This window comes from Rhodococcus sp. 21391 (genome assembly GCF_016772255.1).
GTDB classification, from domain to species: domain Bacteria; phylum Actinomycetota; class Actinomycetes; order Mycobacteriales; family Mycobacteriaceae; genus Rhodococcus_F; species Rhodococcus_F opacus.
The window spans coordinates 5,664,855-5,690,465 of sequence record NZ_CP063781.1 but is presented as its reverse complement, the minus strand read 5'-3'; the positions used below and the strand labels follow the sequence as shown (position 1 = coordinate 5,690,465).

Annotated in this window: 24 protein-coding genes; 11 read left to right on the top strand and 13 right to left on the bottom strand. The window is 66.5% G+C overall.

The features are described 5' to 3' along the window. Positions 1 to 21 precede the first annotated feature (21 nt). From GO592_RS26200 to GO592_RS26190, 3 genes are all read right to left on the bottom strand, one after another. Complete coding sequence (locus tag GO592_RS26200; RefSeq protein WP_005563770.1) at positions 22 to 687, bottom strand: GNAT family N-acetyltransferase; 666 nt, start codon at positions 685 to 687, stop codon at positions 22 to 24. 102 nt (positions 688 to 789) lie between these two features. Then, positions 790 to 1,275, bottom strand: a complete 486-nt coding sequence (locus tag GO592_RS26195) for a nitroreductase family deazaflavin-dependent oxidoreductase (RefSeq protein ID WP_005262917.1) — start codon at positions 1,273 to 1,275, stop codon at positions 790 to 792. 9 nt (positions 1,276 to 1,284) lie between these two features. Beyond that, entirely contained in the window at positions 1,285 to 2,448 is a 1,164-nt protein-coding gene (locus GO592_RS26190) for a steroid 3-ketoacyl-CoA thiolase (RefSeq protein WP_007300921.1), read from the bottom strand. Between the two features lie 160 nt (positions 2,449 to 2,608). On the opposite strand from GO592_RS26190, the gene GO592_RS26185 reads away from it, so the two are divergent. Both GO592_RS26185 and GO592_RS26180 read left to right on the top strand, forming a co-directional pair. Then, on the top strand, positions 2,609 to 3,865 hold the full coding sequence (locus tag GO592_RS26185; protein WP_007300922.1) for a cytochrome P450: 1,257 nt from the start codon (positions 2,609 to 2,611) through the stop codon (positions 3,863 to 3,865). Positions 3,866 to 3,961: 96 nt separating this feature from the next. Continuing rightward, the gene (locus GO592_RS26180; RefSeq protein WP_007300923.1) at positions 3,962 to 5,218 is read left to right on the top strand and encodes an erythromycin esterase family protein; all 1,257 of its coding nucleotides are present in this window, start codon (positions 3,962 to 3,964) and stop codon (positions 5,216 to 5,218) included. A gap of 9 nt (positions 5,219 to 5,227) precedes the next feature. Here the strand turns inward: GO592_RS26180 and GO592_RS26175 are convergent, their stop codons facing one another. From GO592_RS26175 to GO592_RS26155, 5 genes are read right to left on the bottom strand one after another with little or no spacing between them, the layout of a single operon-like run. Continuing rightward, complete coding sequence (locus GO592_RS26175; protein ID WP_039952948.1) at positions 5,228 to 5,641, bottom strand: nuclear transport factor 2 family protein; 414 nt, start codon at positions 5,639 to 5,641, stop codon at positions 5,228 to 5,230. A gap of 10 nt (positions 5,642 to 5,651) precedes the next feature. Beyond that, the gene (locus tag GO592_RS26170; protein ID WP_005262910.1) at positions 5,652 to 6,515 is read right to left on the bottom strand and encodes a TIGR03619 family F420-dependent LLM class oxidoreductase; all 864 of its coding nucleotides are present in this window, start codon (positions 6,513 to 6,515) and stop codon (positions 5,652 to 5,654) included. A 14-nt stretch (positions 6,516 to 6,529) separates the two neighbouring features. Next, on the bottom strand, positions 6,530 to 7,705 hold the full coding sequence (locus GO592_RS26165; RefSeq protein WP_007300924.1) for a thiolase domain-containing protein: 1,176 nt from the start codon (positions 7,703 to 7,705) through the stop codon (positions 6,530 to 6,532). Then, positions 7,705 to 8,769, bottom strand: a complete 1,065-nt coding sequence (locus GO592_RS26160) for a thiolase domain-containing protein (RefSeq protein WP_007300925.1) — start codon at positions 8,767 to 8,769, stop codon at positions 7,705 to 7,707. Before GO592_RS26160 ends, GO592_RS26165 begins: the two co-directional genes overlap by 1 nt. Positions 8,770 to 8,781: 12 nt before the next feature. After that, complete coding sequence (locus GO592_RS26155; RefSeq protein WP_039952899.1) at positions 8,782 to 9,762, bottom strand: Zn-ribbon domain-containing OB-fold protein; 981 nt, start codon at positions 9,760 to 9,762, stop codon at positions 8,782 to 8,784. A 79-nt stretch (positions 9,763 to 9,841) separates the two neighbouring features. Between GO592_RS26155 and GO592_RS26150 the strand changes: the two genes are divergently transcribed. Beyond that, positions 9,842 to 10,879, top strand: coding sequence for an LLM class F420-dependent oxidoreductase (locus GO592_RS26150; RefSeq protein ID WP_007300927.1), 1,038 nt, complete (start codon positions 9,842 to 9,844; stop codon positions 10,877 to 10,879). A 91-nt stretch (positions 10,880 to 10,970) separates the two neighbouring features. Here GO592_RS26150 and GO592_RS26145 read toward each other — a convergent pair whose 3' ends face one another. Together GO592_RS26145 and GO592_RS26140 are read right to left on the bottom strand one after the other, a co-directional pair. Beyond that, on the bottom strand, positions 10,971 to 11,930 hold the full coding sequence (locus GO592_RS26145) for a hypothetical protein (protein WP_039952900.1): 960 nt from the start codon (positions 11,928 to 11,930) through the stop codon (positions 10,971 to 10,973). Positions 11,931 to 12,103: 173 nt separating this feature from the next. Next, positions 12,104 to 12,958, bottom strand: coding sequence for a crotonase/enoyl-CoA hydratase family protein (locus tag GO592_RS26140; protein WP_007300929.1), 855 nt, complete (start codon positions 12,956 to 12,958; stop codon positions 12,104 to 12,106). A 79-nt stretch (positions 12,959 to 13,037) separates the two neighbouring features. Here GO592_RS26140 and GO592_RS26135 point away from each other — a divergent pair, with 79 nt between their 5' ends. Continuing rightward, positions 13,038 to 14,690, top strand: a complete 1,653-nt coding sequence (locus tag GO592_RS26135; RefSeq protein ID WP_007300930.1) for an acyl-CoA synthetase — start codon at positions 13,038 to 13,040, stop codon at positions 14,688 to 14,690. Further along, positions 14,691 to 15,806, top strand: coding sequence for an NAD(P)H-dependent flavin oxidoreductase (locus GO592_RS26130; protein WP_005262901.1), 1,116 nt, complete (start codon positions 14,691 to 14,693; stop codon positions 15,804 to 15,806). A gap of 41 nt (positions 15,807 to 15,847) precedes the next feature. Here GO592_RS26130 and GO592_RS26125 read toward each other — a convergent pair whose 3' ends face one another. Genes GO592_RS26125 through GO592_RS26115 form a run of 3 tightly spaced genes read right to left on the bottom strand, consistent with a single transcriptional unit; the run spans position 15,848 to position 19,726 of the window. After that, positions 15,848 to 17,416, bottom strand: a complete 1,569-nt coding sequence (locus GO592_RS26125) for a long-chain-fatty-acid--CoA ligase (RefSeq protein ID WP_007300931.1) — start codon at positions 17,414 to 17,416, stop codon at positions 15,848 to 15,850. Then, entirely contained in the window at positions 17,413 to 18,534 is a 1,122-nt protein-coding gene (locus GO592_RS26120; RefSeq protein ID WP_007300932.1) for an acyl-CoA dehydrogenase family protein, read from the bottom strand. The genes GO592_RS26125 and GO592_RS26120 overlap by 4 nt, the downstream gene beginning before the upstream one ends. 10 nt (positions 18,535 to 18,544) lie before the next feature. Further along, the gene (locus tag GO592_RS26115; RefSeq protein WP_007300933.1) at positions 18,545 to 19,726 is read right to left on the bottom strand and encodes an acyl-CoA dehydrogenase family protein; all 1,182 of its coding nucleotides are present in this window, start codon (positions 19,724 to 19,726) and stop codon (positions 18,545 to 18,547) included. A 247-nt stretch (positions 19,727 to 19,973) separates the two neighbouring features. On the opposite strand from GO592_RS26115, the gene GO592_RS26110 reads away from it, so the two are divergent. The 6 genes from GO592_RS26110 to GO592_RS26085 all read left to right on the top strand — a co-directional run bounded on the left by GO592_RS26110 (position 19,974) and on the right by GO592_RS26085 (position 25,609). Then, positions 19,974 to 20,165 carry a ferredoxin gene (locus GO592_RS26110; RefSeq protein WP_005262894.1) on the top strand — a complete coding sequence of 64 codons (192 nt, stop codon included), beginning with the start codon at positions 19,974 to 19,976 and terminating at the stop codon, positions 20,163 to 20,165. A 104-nt stretch (positions 20,166 to 20,269) separates the two neighbouring features. Continuing rightward, on the top strand, positions 20,270 to 21,187 hold the full coding sequence (locus GO592_RS26105; RefSeq protein ID WP_039952949.1) for a 3-oxoacyl-ACP reductase: 918 nt from the start codon (positions 20,270 to 20,272) through the stop codon (positions 21,185 to 21,187). 578 nt (positions 21,188 to 21,765) lie between these two features. Further along, positions 21,766 to 22,530 (top strand): MlaE family ABC transporter permease, encoded by a 765-nt coding sequence (locus GO592_RS26100; protein ID WP_005262890.1) that lies wholly within the window; start codon positions 21,766 to 21,768, stop codon positions 22,528 to 22,530. A 20-nt stretch (positions 22,531 to 22,550) separates the two neighbouring features. Next, the gene (locus GO592_RS26095) at positions 22,551 to 23,402 is read left to right on the top strand and encodes an MlaE family ABC transporter permease (RefSeq protein WP_005262888.1); all 852 of its coding nucleotides are present in this window, start codon (positions 22,551 to 22,553) and stop codon (positions 23,400 to 23,402) included. Positions 23,403 to 23,414: 12 nt separating this feature from the next. Next, the gene (locus tag GO592_RS26090) at positions 23,415 to 24,590 is read left to right on the top strand and encodes an MCE family protein (protein ID WP_007300935.1); all 1,176 of its coding nucleotides are present in this window, start codon (positions 23,415 to 23,417) and stop codon (positions 24,588 to 24,590) included. Further along, entirely contained in the window at positions 24,587 to 25,609 is a 1,023-nt protein-coding gene (locus GO592_RS26085) for an MCE family protein (protein WP_005562660.1), read from the top strand. Before GO592_RS26090 ends, GO592_RS26085 begins: the two co-directional genes overlap by 4 nt. Positions 25,610 to 25,611: the final 2 nt, after the last annotated feature.

Genomic DNA, 25,611 nt, shown 5'->3' with positions numbered 1-25,611 from the left:
GCTTCGCCACTCACGTGTTGGTCAGGCGGGAGCGCGGACGACCAGGACAGTTCCCGGGAACTCCGCGGCGAGTTCCTGACGGCTGTGCTTCACGGCCGCGGTGCCGTAGCCCTTCTTCCGGGCGTCGGGGGAGATCCAGATGGCGACGTCGACCTCGCGTCCCGACAGCTCGCCGAACACCATGCCGACGGCCGTGTTCTCCGCGGTGTCCTCACACACGAACCACGCGGCGGACTCGTCGTCGACACGGGTCAGGCCTTCGGTGCGTTCCTTCTCGACCCGCTCCTCGGACCACTGCGTGCCCGCGTCGTCGACCTGCTCGACGCAGCGGCGCCGGAACAGTTCGGCGTCTTCCTCGGTCTCGGTGAACGGACGGAGGCGGAAGTTCCGCCCGGTGCTCGCCGGCCGGTCCGTCGACGTCCACTCGAGCGTGGCGTCGAGGTCCTTCAGTTCCGTCTGGATGCGGAGCCGTTCGACCTTGGTCAGACGGCGGAACGTCAGGTTGAGGACGGCTTCCGCGTACGCCTCGGACGTGTCGAGGAGTCCGGCGACGGTGGTGAGGGCCTCGGCGTGGTCCTCACTGTCGACGATGGCGTCGAGAACCTCGTGGCGCTGCTCGAGTGCACGCAGCAGGACCGCGGTGAGCTCTCGACGGTCGTGGATCCGATCTTGAACCTGTGTACTCATGTCTGCAATTCCTCGCCCTCGGCCGTCGTACAAGTCCGTACGCGTCAATACTGCAAGAAGTCCTCCGACATGGCACCCGTTACCCGGCGGTACATACACGCGCTATCGGGGGTCGCAGACCACGACGGGGATCGTGCGGTCGGTCCAGGCCTGGTAATTGTCGAAATCCGGATACATGTCGACGAGCCGCGGCCACAGGCGCGCACGTTCCTCGGGATCCGCCACGTGGGCGGTCATCGGCCGCACCCGCGACTTCACCTGGACGGTCACCTCCGGATTCGCGCGCAGGTTGAGGTACCACATCGGGTGCTTCGGGAGGCCGCCCTGCGAGGCGACGAGGATGATGCGGTCGCCGTCCTCGAGGAAGAGCAGTGGGCTGATCCTCGGCTCGCCGCTCTTCCGTCCGGTGGTGGTGAGCAGGCAGACGGGCAACCCGCGGGGGAAGGCACTACCCACCCGCCACTTGCTGCCCAGTCGCCCGCCCGTCCGCCGGTACAGCACGACGTTGATCTTCGACATCCACTTGATGAAGGAGACCGTCCACTTCGAGTCGAGGCCGGGCGGTCGGGCGGCGGCGGGTGCGTTCATCGGCAGATCCTAGATCCGCTCGATGATGGTGCCGGTGGCGAGCGCGCCGCCGGCACACATCGTGATCAGTGCCGTCGACCCGTCGGTGCGCTCGAGTTCGTGCAGCGCGGTGGTGATGAGTCGAGACCCGGTGCTGCCCACGGGATGTCCGAGTGCGAGCGCACCGCCGTTGACGTTGACCCTGTCCATGTCGGGCTCGTGCACCGACGCCCACGACAGCAGGACCGACGCGAACGCCTCGTTTACCTCGAACAGGTCGAGGTCGCCCATCTTCATGCCGCTGCGTTCGAGGACGCGCGCCGTGGCCTGGACGGGTCCGTCGAGGTGGAACTCGGGTTCGGAGCCGACGAGTGCCTGGGAGATGATGCGGGCCCGGGGCTTCAGACCGAGGGCGCGCGCCCTGGATTCGTCCATCAGCATGACGGCGGCGGCGCCGTCGGAGATCTGCGAGGACGTGCCCGCCGTGTGGATGCCGCCCTCGAGAACGGGCTTCAGCTTGGCGAGCGACTCGGCGGTGGTATCGCGCAGACCCTGATCGCGGGTCACCACCCGGGTCTCCCGGGTGAGGTTGCCTTCCTTGTCCACCACGGGCGCGGTCACCTGCAGCACTTCCCGGGCGAAACGCCCTTCGTCCCACGCCTGCTTGGCGCGTGCCTGCGAACGCACTCCGAGTGCCTCGACGTCGGCGCGGGTGATTCCGCGGCGACGGGCGATGCGCTCGGCGGCCTCGAACTGGTTGGGCATGTCGATGTCCCAGTCGGCGGGTCTGCGCGGGCCGGCGTTCTCGCCGACGTTCGCGCCGAGCGGCACCTGGCTCATCGCTTCGATGCCGCAGGCGATTCCGACATCGATCGCGTCCGTGGTGATCAGACCGGCGACGAGGTGGTTGGCCTGCTGGGCGGAGCCGCACTGGCAGTCGATCGTGGTGGCGCCGACCTGCCAGGGCAGTCCGGCGTGCAGCCACGCGGTCCGGGTGATGTTGTTCGACTGCGCACCGGCCTGGGTGACGCAACCACCGATCACCTGCTCCACCAGTTCGGGGTCGATGCCGGAGCGGTCGAGGATGCCCCGCTGAGCGGCGCCGAGGATCTCGGCGGCGTGCATTCCGGACAGCCAGCCACCGCGCTTTCCGATCGGGGTGCGTACTGCCTCGACGATTACTGGTGTGCCCACGGTGGGCTCCTTTCCTTGTCCTCAGAAAATAGAACAGGTTCTGCTATCCGGGCAAGGTCTGTATGAGCTTTCCTTTGCTAGTCGCCCGGCTTGTGCTTCAATGCTAGTAGAACGTGTTCCACATCACGGAGTGGTGTATGGCTTAGGGCAGGAGACAGCAGTGGCGCAGCCCAATCTTCCAGCGGGTTTCGACTTCACCGACCCGGACATCTACGCAGAGCGCATCCCGTACCAGGAATTCGCCGAACTGCGGAAGACTGCCCCGATCTGGTGGAACCCGCAGCCGCCGGAGATCGGTGGCTTCCACGACGACGGCTACTGGGTCGTCAGCAAGCTCGAGGACGTCAAGGAGGTGTCGCGGCGCAGCGACGTCTTCTCCACACACGAGAACACCGCGATCGTGCGCTTCGCCGACGACATTCCGCGCGAGAACATCGAGATGCAGCGCTTCATCCTCATCAACAAGGACGCACCCGAGCACACCAAGCTCCGCAAACTCGTCTCCCGGGGATTCACACCCCGCGCGATCAACAGCCTGCGCGAAGAACTCACCGAGCGCGCCGAGAAGATCGTGAAGGAGGCCGCCGAATCGGGTGCCGGCGACTTCGTCACCCAGGTGGCGTGTGAGCTTCCGCTGCAGGCGATTGCCGAACTGCTCGGTGTGCCGCAGGAGGATCGCCTGAAGGTCTTCGACTGGTCGAATCAGATGACGGGCTACGACGACCCGGAACTGGACATCGACCCGCAGGCCGCGTCGATGGAGATCCTCGGCTACGCGTACCAGATGGCGGACGAGCGCAAGAAGTGCCCCGCCGACGACATCGTCACGACGCTGATCGAAGCGGACATCGATGGAAATGAGCTGTCTCCCGAGGAATTCGGTTTCTTCGTGATCCTGCTGGCGGTTGCCGGCAACGAGACCACGCGCAATGCCATCACACACGGCATGATGGCGTTCCTGGACCATCCCGATCAGTGGGAGCTCTACAAGAAGGAGCGCCCCAAGACGGCGGCGGACGAGATCGTCCGGTGGGCGACCCCGGTCAACTCGTTCCAGCGCACCGCACTGGAAGACACCGAACTCGGCGGAGTGCAGATCAAGAAGGGGCAGCGAGTCGTAATGCTCTACGGCTCGGCGAATTTCGACGAGGACGCGTTCGAGAACCCGGAGAAGTTCGACATCATGCGGGAGAACAACCCGCACGTCGGATTCGGTGGAACGGGCGCCCACTTCTGCCTCGGCGCCAACCTGGCGCGACTCGAGATCGACCTGATCTTCAACGCGATTGCGGACCACCTGCCCGATATCACCAGGCTGGGAGATCCGCGGCGGTTGCGCTCGGGCTGGCTCAACGGTATCAAGGAGTTTCAGGTCGATTACAAGACTGCGTCAGGCGGTTGCCCGGTCAGACACTGACCCCCTGATTCAGCGGCGTCGGAGGGCACCCTCATCCTATCCGACGCCGCTGTTCTCTTTCGCCGACGTGGTGTCCGAGGGAATGTGGGAGCCACCATGACTGTGCAGTCAATCGTGGATGACGCGGGTGCCGTCTTCTCGGCACCGGGAGACCCGACCGTCACCGCTGCCCTCGGCGCATTCCTCCGTCGCCTGGACTCCGCGCCCCGCCTCCTCGGGTTCGGCGAGCCCATGCACGGGGAGGAGAGTTTTCTGCAGCTCCGCAATCAGATGTTCCGGTTCCTCGTCGAACGCGAGGGCTATCGCTCCATCGCGATCGAAAGCAGTTGCCTGAAAGGGATACTCGTCGACTCGTTCGTGCGGGGTGCGGACCGCCTGCCACTCGACGACGTCATGCAGCACGGTTTCAGCCACGGTTTCGGTGAGTCCCGGGCGAACCGCGACCTGGTCGGATGGATGGCCGAATACAACCGTCTGCACGAGCCGGGCGAGCAACTGAGATTCTTCGGATTCGACGGCCCCATCGAGATGACGGCCGCGGACAGCCCGAGGCAGGCCCTGACCTTCCTCGACACCTACCTGCGGACCCGCCTCGGCGAGGAGGACCTGCCCTGCACTCCGGACAGGATCTCCGCACTGATCGGCGACGACGACCGCTGGAGCAACCCGGCCGTCGCGATGGACCCGACCCAGGCCGTCGGTGCCACCCCCGAGGCCGTCGAGTTGCGTCTCATCGCCGACGACCTGATGACGCTTCTCGCGTCGCAGGCGCCTCACCTCCTCGCCGAAGGCACGCGGGACGAATTGTGGGAGGCCGAGCTGCACGGTCGCATCGCCACCCGCCTGCTCAGCTATCACGCAGGAATGGCGGAGAACTCTCCACGCCGCATCGCCCGGCTCCTGGGCATCCGCGACACTCTGATGGCGGACAACCTGTCCGCGCTCGTGCAGAGGGAGGCCGATCGAGGCCCGACGTTCGTCTTCGCCCACAACGGCCACCTGCTGAAAGGTGAAACCCACTGGGATCTCGCCGGACTGCATCTGCACTGGTGGTGCGCCGGCGCCCACCTGGGTGTGCGGCTCGGCGACGCCTACGCGGTCATCGGTGGCGCCGTCGGGCAGGCGCCCGGCCACGGTATCGGACAGCCGCCACCCGACACCGTCGAGGGCCGTCTCTTCGCCGTGGGAGAGAGCTGTCTCGTGCCGGCCGCGCCGGTGGCGCGCAGGACAGGAGACGTGGAGAAGCGTGCCGACCCGTCGGACAACTCCACGTATTTCCCGCTGGAGCCCGCCGGCCTCGGCGAACTCGACGCGATCCTGTTCCTCCGGCACATCGACGCCGCCGGCACGTGAGCCGGGCGCTCAGACCTTGCGCAGTGTCTTCATCGCCCGCTCGACCTCCCAGAAGGCCCGCAGGGACGTGATCTTGCCGTCCTCGTTCACGCGGTAGATGAACACGCCCTCGGCGTCGATCCGAGATCCCGCCACCGTGGACCGGATGGTCCCGATGTTCACGTTCTCGTTCCCGCACACCAGTGAATCGGTGATGAGGAACTCGAGCGATTCGGTGGTCGCGATCGTCATGTCGTAGAACCGCGAGATCGCGTCGAGGCCGTGGTGACCCTTGCCTTCGGGGTCGAAACCCGAAGGGCCGACCGGGTCTTCGACGCACGCGTCCTCGGCGAACAGGGCCAGCCACTCGTCCTTGCGCCTGCCGCTGGCCGCCTCGCGGGAAGCCTGCCCGGCGAGGCGGGCAGGATGATCCGTCGTCGTCATGTCCACACCCCTATCCGATGTACTGGTCGGCGAACTTGCGCAACGATTCCTGCTTGGCGTCGAGCGGTCCGTCGAAGCCGATGCCGTCGAAAACCCACGGGACGACGATCGTGTCGGTCACTCCGGCATCTTCCAATTCGGCGTAGCCGTCCTTGCCGAAACGGTCGATGCACACGGTCTGGATCTCGTAGGGCAGATCGGCTCGGCCGTATTCCTCCCGGAGTTCCCGCAATCGCGCGATGACCTGAACGAGATCGTCGAACTTGATCATCGCGGACGTCCAGCCGTCGCCCACCCGGGCGGCGCGTCGTAGCGCGACGTCGGTGTGTCCGCCGACGTAGAACGGCACCGGCTTGGTCGGCGCCGGGCTCATCTGCAGGCGGTCGAAGTCGAAGAACTCACCGTGGTACTCGACCATGCCGCCGCCGAGGATCAGCTTGATGACGTCGATCATCTCGTCGACGCGCGCACCGCGCTTCTTGTACGGCACGCCGCACCATTCGAATTCCTCCGGTGCCCAGCCGATCCCGACGCCGAACCCGAAACGGTTGCCGATGAGGTTGGCGACCGAACCCACCTGGCGGGCGAGAAGGACCGGGTTGCGGGAACCCAGTTTGAGGACCTGGGTGTAAAACTCGATCTTCGATGTCACCGCGCCCATGGCGGCCGCCGCGATCAGCGGATCCACCCACGGGGTTTCCTCGTTCCACATCCGCGAGCCGTCCGGTGTGTACGGGTAGTCGGCGCTCTGCTTCTCCATGAAGAACAGTGAGTCGGGAAGTGCGATGGACGAGAACCCGCACTCCTCGGCTGTTTTCGCCAGGGCAGGCAGTTGATCGAGGGGATTCATGGCGATGCCGACGGTGAACTTCATGGTGATGTCCGCTCCTAGTTGTTCGGCCGGTCGGAACCGACCACCCACATCGAGAAGTACTGCGAACCGCCGCCGTAGGCGTGGCCGAGTGCCTTGCGTGCGTCCTTCACCTGATGGTCGCCGGCGCGGTGCATCACCTGCATCGCCGACTCGGCGAACCGGATCATGCCCGAGGCGCCGATGGGGTTGGACGACAGGACACCGCCGGACGCGTTGAGCGGAAGCCGGCCTCCGATGGCGGTCTCGCCGGCCTCGGTGAGTTTCCAGCCCTCGCCCTCGGAGACGAACCCCAGATTCTCGAGCCACATCGGTTCGAACCAGGAGAAGGGGACGTAGATTTCGGCCACGTCGATCTCGTCGAGCGGATCCTTGATGCCCGCGGCCTGCCACAGCGCGGCCGCGGCGTCCCGGCCGGCCTGGGGATTCACCTGGTCGCGCCCCGCGAACGTGGTGGGCTCGGTGCGCATCGCGGTGGCGTGGATCCAGGCCACCTCGCGACCGTCCGCCGTGACCTGCTCGGCCGCCTCCTCGTTGCCGATCACCATCGCGCAGGCGCCGTCCGAGGACGGACACGTCTCGTCGTAGCGGATGGGATCCCACAACATCTGCGAGGCCTGCACGGATTCGAGCGTGATGTCGGGTTGCTTGAGGTGGGCGTACGGGTTGAGGCTGCCGTTCAGCCGGTCCTTCACCGCCACCATCGCGCCGATGTGATCGGGTGCGCCCGACCGCCGGATGTACGAGCGGACGTGCGGGGCGAAGTAGCCGCCCGCGCCCGCACCGACCGGCATGTGGAACGGAATGGGGGTGGACAGCGCCCACATGGCGTTCGACTCGGACTGCTTCTCCCACGCCACCGTCAGTACCCGCTTGTGCACCCCCGACTTCACGAGGCTCGACGCCACCACCGCGGTCGAACCGCCGACCGAGCCTGCGGTGTGCACACGCAGGAGTGGTTTGCCGTTGGCGCCCAGCGCGTCCGACATCGCAAGCTCCGGCATCATCGACCCCTCGAAGAGGTCGGGGGCCTTCCCGATCACGACCGCGTCGATGTCGTCCCAGCCCACCCGGGCGTCTTCCATCGCGCGGTCGATCGCCTCGCGAACCAGCCCCGCCATGGACACGTCGTGCCGCTTCGCGACGTAATGCGTCTGACCGGTGCCGAGCACCGCGGCCAATTGATTCGCCATCAGTTGCGTCCCTCCAAGACTGCGACCAGATTCTGTTGCAGCACAGCACCACTCGTAGCGTGCGCCAGCGTGCGCCCGGCGTTGCCGTCCATGATGGCCTTCGCTGCGTAACCTATGCGTTCCAGACCCGCCGAGAACATCGGGTTCCCGCTCAGCGGGCCGCCCGACGGGTTGATCGCCGTCGCATCGGACAGTCCGATGGCCTCGCGGAGGATCAGTTCCTGATGGGTGAACGGTCCGTGGAGTTCGGCTACGTCGATTCCGCCGACGTCCCCTCCGGTGGCGGCGCGGGCGGACGCCGTCGTCGACGGTGAGACCGTCAGGTCGCGGGCGCCGAAGTTCGGGGAATCGATCCGATGCTCGATCCCGGTGATCCACGCAGGCCGCTCGCACAGCTCACGGGCACGATCGCCCGCGGCGAGCACGACAGCGGCGGCGCCGTCCGTGATCGGTGCGCAGTCGTGGGCGCGCAACGGGTCCGCGACGAACGGGCTGGCGAGCAGCGCGTTGATGTCGACGTGCCCCGACAGCTGGGTGTTCGGATTGCTCTCCGCCGCGGCCCGGCTGCGCGCGGCCACGGCCGCCATCTCCTCGGCCGTCCACTTTCCGGCGTCGAGTCCGAGGCGGGCCTGCAGTCCGGCGAGCGACACGGAGTCGAGGGCGAGCGGGGTGACCAGGTAGGGGTCGAGTTGCATCGACAGGATCTTGCGGAGGTTGCCCGCCGACGACTTCCCGAAGCCGTAGACGAGGGCGGTGTCGACCTCGCCGGTCATGATCTTGATCCAGGCCTCGTAGAACGCCCACGCCGCATCCATCTCGACGTGCGACTCGTTGATCGGCGGAACCGCACCGATCGAGTCGACGGCGGAGATGAAGGAGAACGAACGGCCGGCCAGGTAGTCCGAAGACCCGGAACACCAGAAGTCGATGTCGGACTTGGTGATTCCGAGCTCCTCGTACAGCTGCTGGAAGCAGGGAACCAGCATCTCGACGCCGTTGGTGGTGCCGGTGGTCTCGCGCACGTGTGGTGCGTGCGCGAACCCGACGACTGCGATATCTGTCATTGTGCCGCGCCCTTACAGGTGGTGTTTGTAGGTGTCGTACTCGGCGTCGGGCTCGCCCGTCGGCCTGAAGTACTCGATGTTCTCGAGGGTGTAGCCCCACTCCTCGCGCGGCTTCCATTTGGCCTCCACGCGCATGCCCATCCGCACGTCGGCGGCGTCGCAGTCGAGGATCAGGTGCAGGAACGCGATGTCCGCGCCGTCGAGCAGCACGTAGGCGGCGACGTACGGCGGCTTGATCCGCTGTCCGAGGAAGGGGACGTTCACGATGCAGAACGTGGTGACGATGCCCCTGTCCGGCAGTTCCACCTGCTCCTTCGTCGGGATGCCGTCGGTGGGGTTGGCGCTGCGCGGCGGGATGTACACCTTGCCGTCCGGTCCGGTGCGGCCACCGATCAGCTTGCCCGCCTTCAACCCTCGGAGGTAATAGCTCTCCTCGGCGGAGGCGGAGTGCATGTAGTCGAGATCGATCGCCGTCGTGACCATCGTGACCGGTTCGGACTCCGCGGACGGGCCGGGTTCGCCGGTCGACTCCCCGGGTTCGAAGCACACGATGTCCTGGATGCGCCCGACCCGCTCCTGCGCCCACCGTGCCCGGACCCGCATACCGGTGCTCATTCCTGCTGGGGAGTCGACGTCCACGGCGTGCACCAGGGACGTGTCGGCGCCGTCCAGCGTGATCAGCGCCCACGCGAAGGGGGTGGTGAGTGGCTGTCCGGCAATCGGTTCCGGCATCCACGTCCAGCTCACCACGGTCCCGGCGTCGGAAACCCCGACGAAGTCGGTGAGAGGTTCGGCGGTGTTCGGGTCGAATTCGGGCGGCGGGACGTAGACGCGTCCGTCCGAGCCGCGGGCGCCGATGACCTTGCGGTCGCGCAGCGCGGTCACGAAGGCTCCGATGGTCGGACCCACCGATCGGGTGTAGTCGAATTGAAGTTTCAGCGGGGCGCTCAACGGTTCGTTCGAGAATTTTTCGGCCACCGCGCTCTTTCCCATGCTCACAACTTCGAGTAGAACAGGTTCTAGTGTTTGTGGCAAGGGTCACTTCTGACGACGGTCGATGCGGAGGCACACGATGAAGCTCGGGTTGCAGCTGGGATACTGGGGCGCACAGCCGCCGGCGAATGTCCCGGAGTTGATCGCCGCGGCCGAAGCCGAGGGATTCGACGCCGTCTTCGCCGCCGAATCCTGGGGTTCCGACGCCTTCACCCCCCTCGCCTGGTGGGGTTCGAGCACCGAACGCGTCCGGCTGGGCACGTCCGTCGTCCAGATTTCCGCGCGCACACCCACCAGCACCGCCATGCACGCACTCACCCTCGATCACCTCAGCGGCGGCCGGGCGATTCTCGGGCTCGGCGTGTCCGGGCCGCAGGTCGTCGAAGGGTGGTACGGGCAGCCGTTCACGAAACCGCTCGCCCGCACCCGCGAATACGTCTCCATCATCCGGAAAGTCCTGTCGCGGGAGGAACCCGTCACCAGCGACGGCCCGCACTTCCCGCTGCCGTACACCGGACCCGGCAGCACCGGCCTCGGGAAACCACTCAAGCCGATCACCCACCCCCTGCGCGCCGACATCCCCATCTGGCTCGGCGCCGAAGGTCCGAAGAACGTCGCGCTCACCGCCGAGATCGCCGACGGCTGGCTCGCCATCTACTACTCGCCCCGCCTCGCACCCATGTACAACGAATGGCTCGACGAGGGTTTCGCCCGCCCCGGCGCCCGGCGCAGCCGCGAAGACTTCGAAGTCGCGGCCACCTGTCAGGTGATCGTCACCGACGACCGCGCCGCCGCCATCGCCGGCCTCAAACCGATCACCGCGCTGTACGTCGGCGGCATGGGCGCCCCCGAACTCAACTTCCACGCCCAGGTCTACACCCGCATGGGCTACGGCGAGCAGGTCGAGGAAATAGGACGCCTCTTCCGCGCAGGCCGCAAGGACGAAGCCGCCGCCGTCGTCCCCGACGAGATGGTCACCGAGACCATGATCATCGGCAACGTCGACGAAGTCCGCGCCGACGTCAAACGCTGGGCCGACGCCGGCGTCACCATGCTCCTCGTCTCCTGCCGCGACGCCGACCACGTCCGCGAACTGTCCGCGGCGGTCCTCGGCTGACCTCCCCCGCCGCCGGCTCCCCCCGCTCCCGTCCCCCCTCCCCGCCGGGCGAATGTACCTTTCGGCGCACCTGAGGCGTTGAACGGCGCATTCACCCGGGCGCTCTGAGCATCCGGACCTCCGGCCGGGGGCGGGACGACGCCAGCTGGTAGTGCGACCGGAGGTCGGCGATCACGCGGTCGGGGTTGTCACGGACGGCGCTCGGTAGCGTCGGCAGCACGATGATGCCGTGGTTCTGCATCCGGGTGCGGCGCTCGACGGTCGATTTGTACGCCTCCGGTGCCAGATGCCAGTCGAGTGAGTCGATGTCCCAGGCGAATGCGACGTCGTCGATCCATCCGTCCGGCATGGCGATGAACTGTCCGTCGGCGTCGACGATCTTGCGGTTGAAAACCATTCGGGGCAGTCCGCTGCGCAGCCATAGTCTGCGGGCTTCGGCCTCGGACACCGAGTGGACGTCGGCACTCACTTCGCGCAGCACTGTCCGGGGGAGTGCTGCACCCCGGCCACTACCCGAGTCCAACTCCGCGATCAGCTCGGCAACGCTCACCTCGCCTCGCTGGATCACCTCGGCGATGAGGGATCGAGTGCTGTCCAGGGTGCGGCACCGTCGTGCTGCGTCGAGCAACGCGCGTGGAAGCGGTGCGCAGGGAAGCCTGTTGCGTGGCACCGGCACGGGCAACCGCGTCGTACGTTCGACGAGGACGAAGCCCGTGGACTGCACGCGCCGGTGCGGGGCGATCAGAACATGGGCGTCGCCGGAGTACGACGTTCCGTAGCCGTATTCGTGCAGCGCTGCTCGCCCGGTGAGGACTGCGTTCTGGCCGCTGAGCACGATCGCGGCCACGGCACGCTGACGCGCGGTCGGGTGGCCGTTGCCGAGCATCACGACACCCGGAAGGATGCGTTGCCACGGCCCGCCCGGACGGCATCGAGCGTCGATCGCCGAATTCGATACGCCCCATTGCCTCAACTCGGCGGTGCGGATGATTCCGGACCGGCTCACTCCGTACAGGTCTTCGAGGCGATGCCCCCACTCTCCCCGTCGCATGGAGTCGATGATGGCCCACCGGGTGTCGGCGGGAGGTCTGGTCACCAGGCGATTTGGTGAGGTCTGTGGATAAGTAGGGGGCTGTGGATAACCCTCGCATCCTGGCCGAATGTACCTCTCGCCGCCTCAGATGCGCCGAAAGGTACATTCGCCCGGGATTAGTGCACCCGGGGTCAGCGGCCCTCGAATTTCGGCGCGCGCTTTTCGGAGAAGGCTCGGGGGCCTTCCTTCGCGTCGGCGCTCTTGAAGACCTCGATGCCGAGGGCGGCGTCGATCTGGAATGCCTCTTCCTCGTGCATGCCTTCGGTGTCGCGGATGGTCTTCAGGATCGCCTGGACGGCGAGGGGGCCGTTGGCGGAGATGAGGTCGGCGAGTTCGAGGGCCTTGTCGAGGGCCTGACCGTCGGGGACGACGTGCCCGATGAGGCCGATTTCCTTGGCCTCGGGGGCCTTGATGTGACGTCCGGTCAGCAGGATGTCGGCGGCGACGGTGTACGGAATCTGCCGGACGAGGCGCACGGCGGAGCCTCCGAGGGGGAAGAGTCCCCATTTGGCTTCGGAGACACCGAATTTGGCGCTCTCTCCGGCGACTCGGATGTCGGTGCCCTGCAGGATCTCGGTGCCGCCGGCGATGGCGGGACCCTCGACTGCGGCGATGAGCGGCTTGGTGAGGCGCCGTCCCTTCAGGAGCGCCTCTATCTTCGACAGGTCCCAGCCCGACGAATTCTTGCCCTCGCTCCGCTCGCCCGCGCCCGAGAACGAGTCGCCGGGGTGCTGCGACGTCATCGCCTTGAGGTCGGCGCCCGCGCAGAATGCGCCGCCTGCGCCGGTGAGGATGGCGACCCGGATGTCCGGGTCGGAGTCGACCCGATCCCACGCGTCCCGCATGATCGCCATCATTTCGCCGGACAGCGCGTTCTTCGCCTCGGGGCGGTTCATCGTCACGATCAGGACGTGCCCGCGCTTCTCCACGAGGCAGTGCGGCGACTGTGCCGAAATGTCGGATTTCTCGGTCGTTGTAGAGGACACTGAAGTCTCCCGAAGGGTGTGTGAGCTGGCTCTCAAATTGGGTCTTGCCAGAAACGGTAACACGTTCTACTTTGTTGACGTGGCCCTTAATATCGCAGACCTCGTAGAGCACGCAATCGACCTCGTTCCGGACCGCGTCGCGTTGGTGTCCGACGACCGGGAAGTGACGTACGCGCAGATGGAGGAGAGGGCCAATCGCCTCGGCCACTACCTGCGCGAACAGGGTGTCCAGCCCGGCGACAAGGTGGGCATCTACTGCCGGAACACCATCGAGGCCATCGAGGCGATGGTGGCGGTCTTCAAGATCCGTGCCGTGATGGTGAACGTCAACTACCGGTACATCGAGAACGAGTTGCAATACATCTTCGACAATTCGGACATGGTCGCGCTCGTTCACGAGCGCCGCTACTCCGACAAGGTGGCGAACGTGCTCCCCGAGACGCCGCTCCTGAAGACCACCGTCGTGGTCGAGGACGGCACCGATCTCGACTACGAAGGCATCGAATACGAGGCCGCTCTGGCGCAGGGTTCCCCCGACCGCGACTTCGGCGAGCGCAGCAACGACGACCTGTACATGCTCTACACCGGTGGCACCACCGGCAAACCCAAGGGCGTCATGTGGCGTCACGAGGACGTCTGGCGGGTTCTCGGTGGCGGCATCAACTTCATGACCGGGGAATACGTCGAGGACGAGTGGGACCTCGCGAAGCTGGGCGCCGAGAGCCCCGGCATGACCCGTTTCCCGATCCCGCCGATGATCCACGGCGGCAGCCAGTGGGCGGTGTTCCAGAGTCTGTTCGGCGGCGGAAAGTGCGTGATGCACCCCGAATTCGACGGCCACGACGTGTGGCGGATCGTCGATCAGCACAAGGTCAACCTCATCTTCATCACCGGCGACGCGATGGCGCGACCGATGCTCGACGCGCTGGTGGAGGGCGACAAGGCGAGCGGCGAACCCTACGACCTGTCGTCGCTGTTCCTGATGGCGAGTTCGGCGGCGCTGTTCTCGCCCAGCATCAAGGAGAAGTACCTCGAGCTGCTGCCCAACCGGATGATCACCGATTCGATCGGGTCGTCCGAGACCGGTTTCGGCGGCCTCAGCGTGGTCGCGAAGGGCGACTCGCACGGCGGCGGCCCGACGGTGAAGATCGACGCGTCCACGTCCGTTCTCGGTGAGGACGGCAACCCGGTCGAACCCGGCTCCGGCGTGATCGGGATCCTGGCGCGCAAGGGGCACATCCCCATCGGCTACTACAAGGACGACCAGAAGACCAAAGCCACGTTCAAGGAGATCAACGGCATCCGCTACTCGATCCCCGGCGACTTCGCGCAGGTGGAGGCGGACGGCACGGTGACGATGCTCGGCCGCGGCTCGGTGTCCATCAACAGCGGCGGCGAGAAGATCTTCCCCGAGGAGGTCGAGGGCGCGCTCAAGTCGCATCCCGACGTTTTCGACGCCATCGTGGTCGGCATCCCCGACGAACGCTTCGGCCAGCGGGTCGCCGCCGTCATCCAGGCCCGAGGCGGGGCGCGCCCGAGCCTGCACGAGATCGCCGACGCGGCACGCAAGGAGATTGCCGGATACAAGGTTCCGCGCAGCCTCTGGTTCGTCGACGAGATCAAGCGCTCACCGGCGGGTAAGCCCGACTACCGCTGGGCCAAGGAACAGACCGAGACCCGTCCGGCCGATGACCACAACGGCAACGGTTCGCCCGAAAGCAAAGGCGCGTAAATGCACACGAGTTTGAGCGAGAAGTTCGGCATCGAGTACCCGGTCTTCGGGTTCACTCCCTCCGAACACGTCGCCGCGGCGATCTCCCGGGCCGGCGGTCTGGGTGTACTCGGCTGCGTCCGGTTCAACGACCCCGAGGAACTCGAGGCCGTCCTGTCGTGGATGGACGAGAACACCGACGGCAAGCCGTACGGCGTCGACATCGTGATGCCCGCCAAGGTTCCCACCGAGGGCACGTCGGTGGACCTCGAGTCGCTGATCCCCGCGGAACACCGCGCGTTCGTCGACCGGACCCTGGCCGAGCTGGGGGTGCCGCCGTTGGATTCGGGCGCCGAACACGCGACCGGTGTGCTCGGCTGGCTGCACTCGGTGGCGCGCTCGCACGTGGACGTCGCCTTGAATCATCGAATTGCGTTGATCGCCAACGCCCTCGGTTCGCCGCCGAAGGATGTCATCGACCAGGCCCACGAGAAGGGCGTTCCAGTGGCCGCGCTGGCCGGCGCCGTCGAGCACGCGCGCAGGCACGTCGCGAACGGTGTCGACATCGTCATCGCGCAGGGGTACGAGGCCGGTGGGCACACCGGTGAGATCGCGTCGATGGTGCTGGTTCCCGAGATCGTCGATGCCATCGGTGATTCCGCCGCGGTCCTCGCGGCCGGTGGTATCGGCAGCGGACGTCAGGTCGCGGCTGCGCTGTCGCTGGGGGCGGCGGGGGTGTGGATGGGGTCGTACTGGCTCACCACCTCCGAGTACAAACTCGGCAGCGCGTCGTCCGAGGGGCCGTCCGCGATCCAGCGCGCCCTGCTCGGTGCGACGTCCGCCGACACGGTGCGGTCCCGGATCTACTCGGGTAAGCCCGCGCGCCTGCTCAAGACCAAGTGGACCGACGCCTGGTCGAAGCCGGACGCGCCGGCACCGCTACCGATGCCGCTGCAGAATCTGCTGGTCAGCGAGGCGCATCAGCGGATCGCCGCGTCGGAGAACCCGGATGTCGTCGCGATGCCGGTGGGACAGATCGTCGGCCGGATGAACGAGATCCGTCCGGTGGCCGAGGTGATGGACGAACTCGTCAAGGGCTTCGACTCGGCGGTGTCCCGCCTCGACAGCTTCCGCTAGCCGATGTGAGTGGCAAAGTATGCGTCAGCACACTTTGCCACTCACCTGCGGGAGTAGCCGGTTCCGCCCCGGATCCACACCGGATCGGTGCAATTGGCGCCCTCGCCGCTCAACACGCGGGTGAGGACCTTGAACGTGGCGGTCCGCGGGAACTCGGCACACACCCGGATCAGACTCGGGCGCTGCTTCGGACCCAGATCGGACTGCGCGTCGAGGAAGCTCGTGAAGGCCACGGGATCGAAGTCACGCGTCGGGACGACGGCCGCCATCACCCGGTCCCCGACGTCGGGATCGGGCACCGCGTACACCGACACCTGGGCGAAGCCGTCGTACCGCATCAGGATGCGTTCGATGGGTGCCGAACCGATGTTCTCGCCGTCGACGCGCAACCATCCGGAACTGCGTCCCGCGAAGTACACGAATCCGTCGGCGTCCTGGTAGGCGAGGTCGCCGCTCCAGTACTTGCCGTCGCGGATCCGCTCGGCGTCGGCCTCGGGATTGTTGTAATAGCCCGCGAACGCACCCGACCCCGCGACGTTGACGAGTTCACCGGTCGCGGCCTCGGTGTTGGCCACTCGGCCGGCGGAATCGAATTCGGCTGGGGGACAGGGATCGCCGGTCTCGGGGTCGAGGATCGCGATGCCTTCGGGGAGCTTGCCGAGGGAGCCTGCCGGCGTCCCGGGGCCGGCGGAGATGGCGACACCACCCTCGGTGGAGCCGAATCCGTCGACCACCGCGGTGTTGAAGCGGCGCGAGAACGCCGCGACAGCGGGCGCGGACCCCTCGTTGCCGTACATCACCCGAAGTGTGTTGTCGGCGTCGTCGGGCATCTCCGGGGTAGCCAGCACATACGACAGCGGCTTTCCGACGTAGTTGGCGTACGTGACGCCGAACTTCCGCACGTCGGACAGGAAGTGGGACGCGGAGAACTTGCGCCGCAGCGCAATCGAGCTGTGTCCCGCGAGCGCCACGGACCATGCCGCCATCATGGCGTTGGAATGGAACATGGGCATCGACATGTAGACGACGTCGTCCGGGGTCAGCCCGAAGCGTTCGGCGAGCATGATGCCGGGTCCGGTGATCTTCGCGTGGGTGCAGCGCACCGCCTTCGGATCGCCGCTCGTGCCGGACGTGAAGATGAGCATGAACAGGTCGTCGGCCGCGGCGGCCCTCGGCGTGAAGGGGCGCTCTGCGGCGAGCAGCGCGGACCAGTTCGGTGAATCCACGTCGACGACGGGAACACAGGGGTCGAGACCGTCCAGCAGCGCGGACCGCCCGGATTCGGTGAAGACCACCTGGCAGTCGGCCAGCGCGATGTCGCGGGCCAGTGCCGCCCCGCGTCGAGTGGTGTTGAGCCCCACGAGGACGGCGCCGGACAGCGCCGCCGCCCCGGCGAGGAGCGAGAACTCGGGGGCGTTGTCCATCAGGACACCGAAGTGCCGGGGACGCTGTGCATCGAGCAGGTCGTCGAGGATCGTGGCGCGCCGCAGGCTCGCCCGCACGTGTTCGGACCACGACAGGAACCGGTCCTCGAAGTACAGCCCCTGGGCGTCCGATTCTGCGACGCCCAGGAGCAGATCCGATACCGTGCGCGCGAGCGTGGCGGTCATGCCGGGACGGTGGCCAGTTCGGCGCCGAGGATCCGCAACTGCTGCGTGGCCGAACCGAGCCGGAATTCGAGTGCCTTGGCCGCGAGGAAGTACCGATGCACGGGGTGGTCCTCGTCGAGTCCGACGCCACCGTGGACGTGGACGAGGGTATGGGCCACCCGGTGTCCGGCGTCGGACGCCCAGAAGTTGGCGGTCTGGATGTCGCCTTCGCTGGGCAGGCCCTCGCTGAGCCGCCACGCCGCCTGCCACAGCGTGAGCCGGACGCCCTTCACGTCGATGTAACCGTCGGCGAGTCGCTGGGCCACGGCCTGGAAACTGCCGATGGGTCGACCGAACTGCACCCGCTCGCGGGCGTAGGCCGCAGTGAGTTTCAGGGCTTCGTCGAGGACGCCGTACTGGTACGCGCAGGCGCCGAGCGAGCCGCGCTCGACGAGCCAGTCCACGATCTCGCCGCCCTGGTCGACGGCACCGAGCACGCGGTCCTCGGTCAGCGACACTCCGCGGAGGGTCACCTCACCGGTGCTGGCCAGATCGACGGTCTGCTGGCGGGTGACGGTCACTCCGGCGTCGTCGGGGCGGACGAGGAAGACGGCGACACCGTCCGGGGTGGTCGCCGGGACCAGGAAGAGGTCGGCGGACGGCGCCGCGTCGACCACGATCTTGGTGCCGTCGAGGGTCCAGCCGCTCGCGCCGCGTTCGGCCCGCGTGACGGGCGCCCCCGGGGTGTCGTTGAGTTCCTCGTCGAGGGCGACGGTGAGGATCTTCTCGCCACGCGCGGCCGGAGTGCCCCAGTCGGAACGCTGCCGTTCGGTTCCGAACTTCGCGATCGCCCCTGCCGCCATCACGATCGACGACAGATAGGGCACCGGCGCGACGGCGCGGCCCAGTTCGACGAGGATGCTGCACTGCTCGAGAATGCCGAAACCGTCGCCGCCCACCGACTCCGGCAGCGCGGCGCTCAAAACGCCGGACGACGCGAGCGCGGACCACAGCCGACGATCGATGCGGTCCTCCGCGTTGTCGAGTTCGCGCAGCCGGTCGTTGGTGACGAGGTCCGAGACGATTCCTCGGGTGAGGCCGGCCAGGTCCTGCTGGGCCTCGGTGGGGGTGAAGTCCATTGTCGTAGTCCTAACGCTTCGCTGGGGGCAGGCCGAGGGCGGTCATGGCGATGATGTCGCGCTGCACCTCGTTGGTTCCGCCGCCGAACGTGAGGATCAGCGACGACCGGTGCATCCGTTCGAGTCGCCCGCGCAGCAGGACCCCGGGGGAGTTCTGCCGCAGCGTGGCCGAAGGTCCGAGGATCTCCATCAGCAGCCGGTACGCCTCCGTGGCGAACTCCGTGCCGTAGACCTTGTTGGCCGACGCCGCTTCCGGGCCCGGCGCGTGGTCGGTAGACGAGGCGATCTCCCAGTTCATCAACTTGAGGTACTCGGCCTTGGCGTGGACCCGAGCCAGATTGATCTGCACCCATTCCTGGTCGATGACGCGGCGCCCGTCCGGCAACTTGGTGTTCTGCGCCCATTCGCGCACTTCACGCTGGGCGGTGAGGACCGGCCCGGCGGATGTCAGGGCGACGCGCTCGTGGTTGAGCTGATTGGTGATCAGTGCCCAGCCGCCGTGTTCGGTGCCGACCAGCGCGGACGACGGAACCCGCACGTCCTGGTAGTAGGTGGCGCTCGTGTCCGGACCCGCCATCGTGTGGACCGGGGTGTACGAGAAGCCTTCGGCGGTGGTCGGGACGATCAGCATGCTGATGCCCTTGTGCTTCTTGGCTTCGGGATCGGTGCGGCACGCCAGCCACACGTAATCGGCGTACGCGATCAGGCTCGTCCACATCTTCTGGCCGTTGATGACGTAATCGTCGCCGTCCTTGACAGCGGTGGTCCGGAGGCTGGCGAGGTCGGTGCCCGCTTCGGGCTCGGAGTAGCCGATGGAGAAGTGCAGTTCGCCGGCCGAGATCTTGGGCAGGAAGAACGCCTTCTGCTCGGGGGTGCCGAAGTGCATGATCGTCGGCGCCACCGAGTTGATGGTGAGGAAGGGGACCGGGGCGCCGGCGATGGCGGCCTCGTCCGTGAAGATCAGCTGCTCCATGGCCGACCGTTCCTGGCCGCCGTACTCCTTGGGCCACCCGAGCGTCAGCCAGCCGTCCCTGCCCATCTGGGCGACGACGTCGCGGTAGACGTTGCCCTCGCCGTATTCGCCGGTGGTGGCGGCCAGTGCCTCTCGACGCTCCGGCGTCATCAGCTTCGCGAAGTACGCGCGCAGCTCTTCCCGCAGCTGCTGCTGCTGCGGTGTGTAGGTGATGTGCATCGAAATACCTCTCCAGTCCGAGAGCGGAATCAGCTGAAATCTGGCACAGGTTCCAGTCTCTGCGGTGCATTCGCGGAGTCGGCCCCGGCCGGCCCCGGAGCGTGCCCGGTAGGCGTGCTCGCAGTCGTGGAACGAATCATTGCACACGACTGGAACAGGTTCTAGTGTTATCGCAGGAACGGAGTGCGCCGCAGCCCGGCGGCACCCGGATCCGCGAGTGACGAGACGAGGAGAAGTGAGGGTTGCCATGGAGGTCAGAGTCGATTTCGACCGTTGCGAGGCCAATGGTGTGTGCGTGGGGATCGCACCCGACATCTTCGAGCTCGACGACGACGATCAGCTGCACATTTCGAGTGCCGTTCCTCCCGCTGACCGGGAGGAAGACGTGCGTACGGCGATCGCCCAGTGTCCGAGGGCCGCACTCACCGAGCACCCCTGAGGATTGTTGCCCGGAATGAGAACACGTTCTACAGTGACGTCGACCTACCGCCGTGTCGTGGTTCGCGACCTGCGGCGAGTGCACAGAACCAGGAGAGCGTGTTCATGAATGCTGTGGCTGACCGCGATGTGAACGTGGACGGCAAGGTCGCCGTCGTGACCGGCGCCGGATCCGGCCTCGGGAAGTACGAGGCGATCGCATTGGCCCGCGCGGGTGCGTCCGTCGTCGTCAACGACCTGGTCGCGAACGACGCCGTGGAGGCCACGCTCGAGGAGATCCGGGGCCTGGGCGCGAAGGTCGAGTTGGTGGCCGGCGACATCGGGGAACGGTCCACCGCCGACGCGATCATGGAGGCGGCGCAGAGCCGGCTCGGCAGCCTCGACATCCTGGTGAACAATGCGGGCATCACGCGGGATCGCATGCTGTTCAACATGTCCGACGAGGACTGGGATCTGGTGCTGAAGGTTCACCTGCGCGGCCACTTCCTGCTGTGCCGCGCAGCCGCGTCGTACTGGCGGGGCAAGTCCAAGGAGGCCGGCGCGCCGGTATACGGGCGCATCGTCAACACCTCGTCCGAGGCAGGACTGCTCGGCCCCGAGGGGCAAGCGAACTACGGCGCCGCCAAAGCAGGCATCACGGCGCTCACGCTGTCGGCGGCCCGTGGGCTGTCCCGGTACGGCGTCCGAGCCAACGCGATCTGCCCCCGCGCCCGCACGTCGATGACGGAGAACGTCTTCGGAGAGGCGCCGGCCGAGGGGGTCGACCCGTTGTCGCCCGAGCATGTGGCCGCGCTGGTCGCCTACCTCGCATCGCCCGCCGCCGACTCCGTGAACGGTCAGGTCTTCGTCGTCTACGGCCCGATGGTGGCGTTGATGGCGGCACCGGTCGTGGAGCGGCGCTTCGATGCCGTGGACGGTCGGTGGACACCCGGTGCGCTCGCGGCGGAACTCGGGAACTACTTCGGGGATCGGGATCCTGCCACCATGTTCTCGGCCTCCGCGGCGCTACGCGAACTGGGCTGATCCGCGTCTCCGGGGCCGAAGAACCGACACGAAGGTTGATTCCATGTCGTTTCCGCAGGTAATGCGCCCGCGATGGGCGATACTGAAGGCAACTGAAGAGCGGCGGAACGGGGGCCGGGTGACCGTGGTGGGGTGTTCGAGAGGTGTGCCGGATATGACTAGATCGTGTTCTAGTTCTGCTGTCGTCGAGCAGTTCGATCGAGCCTGCCCATCCGGCCCGGGAGCTCCCGGTTCCGGCCTCCGTGTGCGGTCGCCGAGAGCTGGGGCAGGGAACGATTCCGGAGTTCGTCGGAGCGTGGTCGCGTTCGTTCAAAGGTCTTGTGCTATAACATCTTAGGTCCGCTACTCGGATTTCCGCACGGCGCGAATTGTCAAGTCTGATCGGACGGAGACACGCCCGGCGTTTCGGTCGAATTCGGCCCTCGGGGCGTGCTGAATGTGGGACGATTCATGCTGATGAGTGACCACCTTTGACAGGTGAACACGTTCTAGTTAATATGACCTGAGTCACAGACCGCCGGGGGGCTGGGCTCGAACTGACAGTCGGTGCTGGGCGAGATCATGGACGAGGAGGACGGATGGTAGACCTCCTCGAGGTGCCGTTGCGTGCGGTCGGCGGGTTCTTCTCGATGTCGGGCGAAACGTTGAGGGCAGTCTTTTCGAGGCCCTTCCAGCGTCGCGAGTTCGTCGACCAGGCGTGGTTCGTCGCCCGGGTCTCGATGGTGCCCACCGTGCTGGTGGCCATCCCGTTCACGGTGCTGGTGAGCTTCACGATCAACATCCTCCTCCGTGAGATCGGCGCCGCCGACCTCAGCGGCGCCGGCGCCGCTCTCGGCACCGTGACCCAGGTCGGTCCAATCGTCACCGTGCTCATCGTCGCTGGTGCAGGCGCCACCGCCATCTGCGCAGACCTCTCCGCCCGCACCATCCGCGAAGAGATCGACGCGATGCGGGTGCTGGGCATCAATCCGATCCACCGCCTGGTCGTGCCACGTGTGCTGGCGTCGACCGTCGTGGCGCTCCTGCTCAACGGGCTGGTCTGCACGATCGGCATCCTCGGCGGCTTCGTCTTCTCGGTCTACATCCAGGACGTCAACCCGGGTGCGTTCGTCAACGGCATCACCCTGCTCACCGGATTCGGGGAGCTCGTGATCTCGGAAGTCAAAGCCGGTCTGTTCGGCATGATCGCCGGCCTCGTCGCCGCCTACCTCGGCCTGAACGTCAGGGGTGGCGCGAAGAGCGTCGGTGACGCCGTCAACCAGACCGTCGTGTTCTCGTTCATGGCCCTTTTCGTGGTCAACGTTCTCGTCACCGCCGTCGGCATCAAGCTGACGGCAGGATGATCGACATGGTGGTGGAGTAGATGGCACTAGCGGCGGCCGGGCGCTTTCCCCGAACTCGCAGACGGTTCGCGTCGGCGTCCCGCTCGATCGACCGGCTCGGTGAGCAGGCGCTGTTCTTCGCGCGTGCCATCGGATGGGCGCCCCGCGCCCTGATGCACTACCCGAAGGAGACGCTGCGGCTCATCGCCGAGATCAGCATGGGCACGGGTGCTCTCGCCGTGATCGGCGGAACCGTCGTCATCGTCGGCTTCCTGACCCTGTTCACCGGCGGCACCATCGCGGTGCAGGGCTACAGCTCGCTCGGCAACATCGGCGTCGAAGCCCTCACCGGCTTCTTCGCGGCCTTCATCAATGTGCGTATCGCGGCACCGGTCATCGCGGGCATCGGGCTGGCGGCCACCATCGGCGCCGGCTCCACCGCCCAGCTCGGCGCCATGCGCGTCTCGGAGGAGATCGACGCGCTCGAGACGATGGCGATCCCGTCGATCCCGTACCTGGTCAGCACACGTGTCATGGCGGGCATGATCGCCATCATCCCGCTGTACGCCCTGGCGGTGATCGCGTCGTTCATGGCCAGCCGGTTCGCGACGGTGGTGCTGTACGACCAGTCGTCCGGCGTGTACGACCACTACTTCTCGACGTTCCTGATACCCACGGACATCCTGTGGTCGTTCGCCCAGGCCATCGTCATGGCGATCGCGATCATGCTCATCCACACCTACTACGGTTTCAACGCCTCGGGCGGTCCGGTCGGTGTCGGTGTGGCCGTCGGCAACGCGGTGCGCTCCTCGCTGATCGCCGTCGTCACCGTCACCCTGCTCATCTCGCTCGCCATCTACGGCGGGTCCGGCAACTTCAACCTTTCGGGATAGGAGTGCCGGTAGATGACTGATTCGGGTGGGAAGAAGAAGCTCGCGGCACTCGTCCTCGTCGTGAGTCTTCTCGCGATCATCGGTGTGTCACTGGCCATGTTCAACGGAACCTTCAGCGAGTCCACGCCCGTCACCGTCACGTCGGATCGCTCCGGGCTGGTGATGGAACCCGACGCCAAGGTCAAGCTCCTCGGCGTCGAGGTCGGCCGCGTCGGCTCCATCGAGCACGTGACGGACGGCGCCGAGCTGAAACTGGCGATGTATCCCGACATGATGTCGCTGATACCCTCCAACGCCACCGTGGAGATCAAGTCCACCACCGTGTTCGGCGCCAAGTACGTCAACTTCGTGATGCCGGAGAACCCGGCGTCCACCCATCTCCAGCCGGGGGCCGTCATCGCGTCCGACAACGTCACCGTCGAGTTCAACACGGTCTTCCAGCACCTGTCGGACGTACTGACCCAGGTGCAGCCGGAGAAGCTGAACGCCACGCTCGGGGCCATCTCCTCGGCGTTGCGCGGACGCGGCGAAGAACTCGGCGCCCTGCTCGAGCAGAGCGACAGTTACCTGGCGAAGATGAATCCGAGTCTGCCTCAGCTGCAGGAAGATCTGGCGAAGGCCGCGCAGGTCACCGACGTGTACGCCGACACCGCACCGGATCTGCTGCGGGTACTCGACAACGCGACGGCCACCAGCGCCACCGTCGTCGACGAACAGGACAACCTGGATGCCGTCCTGCTCAACGTCACGGGGCTGGCCGACACGGCGAACACCGTGCTGACCGAGAACGAGCAGAACCTGAACTCCTCCCTCGACCTGCTGCTCCCGACGACGGATCTGCTGGCCGAGTACTCGCCCGAGATCTCCTGCTTCATCGTCGGCCTGAACAACGTGATCCCCCTCGCCGAACAGCTCATCGGCGGCAATCAGCCGGGTATCGCGCTGAGCGCCAGCTTCATGTACGGGCAGGAGCCGTACACCTATCCGAAGGACCTGCCGAAAGTGAACGCGACAGGTGGGCCGAACTGCCACGGTCTTCCCAACCCCGATCTCAGCAAGCATGCGAACTTCGTCGTGGCCGACACCGGAACGGTGCCGTTCGTGCCGTCGACACAAGTCCAGGTGCACCTGCCCAAGGTGTTCCAGTTGCTGTTCGCGGGCGTGTACCCCGGGCAGGGTGGGCAGTGACTGTGCGAGCGACCACGGTCAAACTGCTGATCTTCGCGACGGTGATGTCGGTGATCTTCGCCGGACTCGCCCTGGTGTTCAGCCAGTACCGGTTCAGCAGTTCCGACGGCTACCACGCCACGTTCACCGACGTGTCCGGGCTCAAGCCCGGCGACAAGGTGCGCATCGCCGGCGTCCCCGTCGGCGCCGTCGAGAAGGTGAGCATCGACGACGACAACCTCGCCGACGTCGATTTCACCGTCGACACCAAGTACTCGCTGTTCGACGGGACCAAGGCCACGGTGCGGTACGAGAACCTCGTCGGCGACCGGTACATGGAACTTCTCGAAGGTGCCGGATCGGTGGAACCCCTGCCGGACGGTGGATCCATCCCGGTCGAGAACACCTCTCCCGCACTCGATCTCGACCTTCTGCTGGGTGGGTTCAAACCGTTGCTGCGGGCATTGGACCCGCAGCAGGTCAACGACCTGTCCCAGGCCCTCGTCCAGGTGTTCCAGGGGCAGGGCGGAACGCTCGTCTCGCTCCTCGGGAGCACGAGTTCGTTCACGAACACCCTGGCCGACCGGGACCAGTTGATCGGCGAGGTGATCACGAACCTCAACCAGGTCCTCGGCACCATCAACGACCGCGGCGATCAGTTCCGGTCGACGCTCGACCAGTTGCAGCAGTTGGTCAGCGGGCTGTCCCAGGACCGCGATCAGATCGGTGACGCCATTCCCCGCATCGCCGGGGCGACGGGGGATCTCGCGAATCTGCTCGAAGGTGTGCGGCCACCGTTGCAGAGCACGATCGCCGAGGCCAATCGCACCGCAACTCAGCTCCAGGCGGGGGAGGACGACCTCGACTGGGTGCTCCAGAATCTGCCCGACGCCTACCGGCGGCTCATCCGCATCGGCACGTACGGCAGCTTCTTCCAGATGTACGTCTGCACGGTCAAGTTCAAGTTCTCCGGCCCGGACGGATCGGATCTGCTCCTCAACATGCCGGGCGGTCAGACGGCAGGGAGGTGTGCACCGTAGCC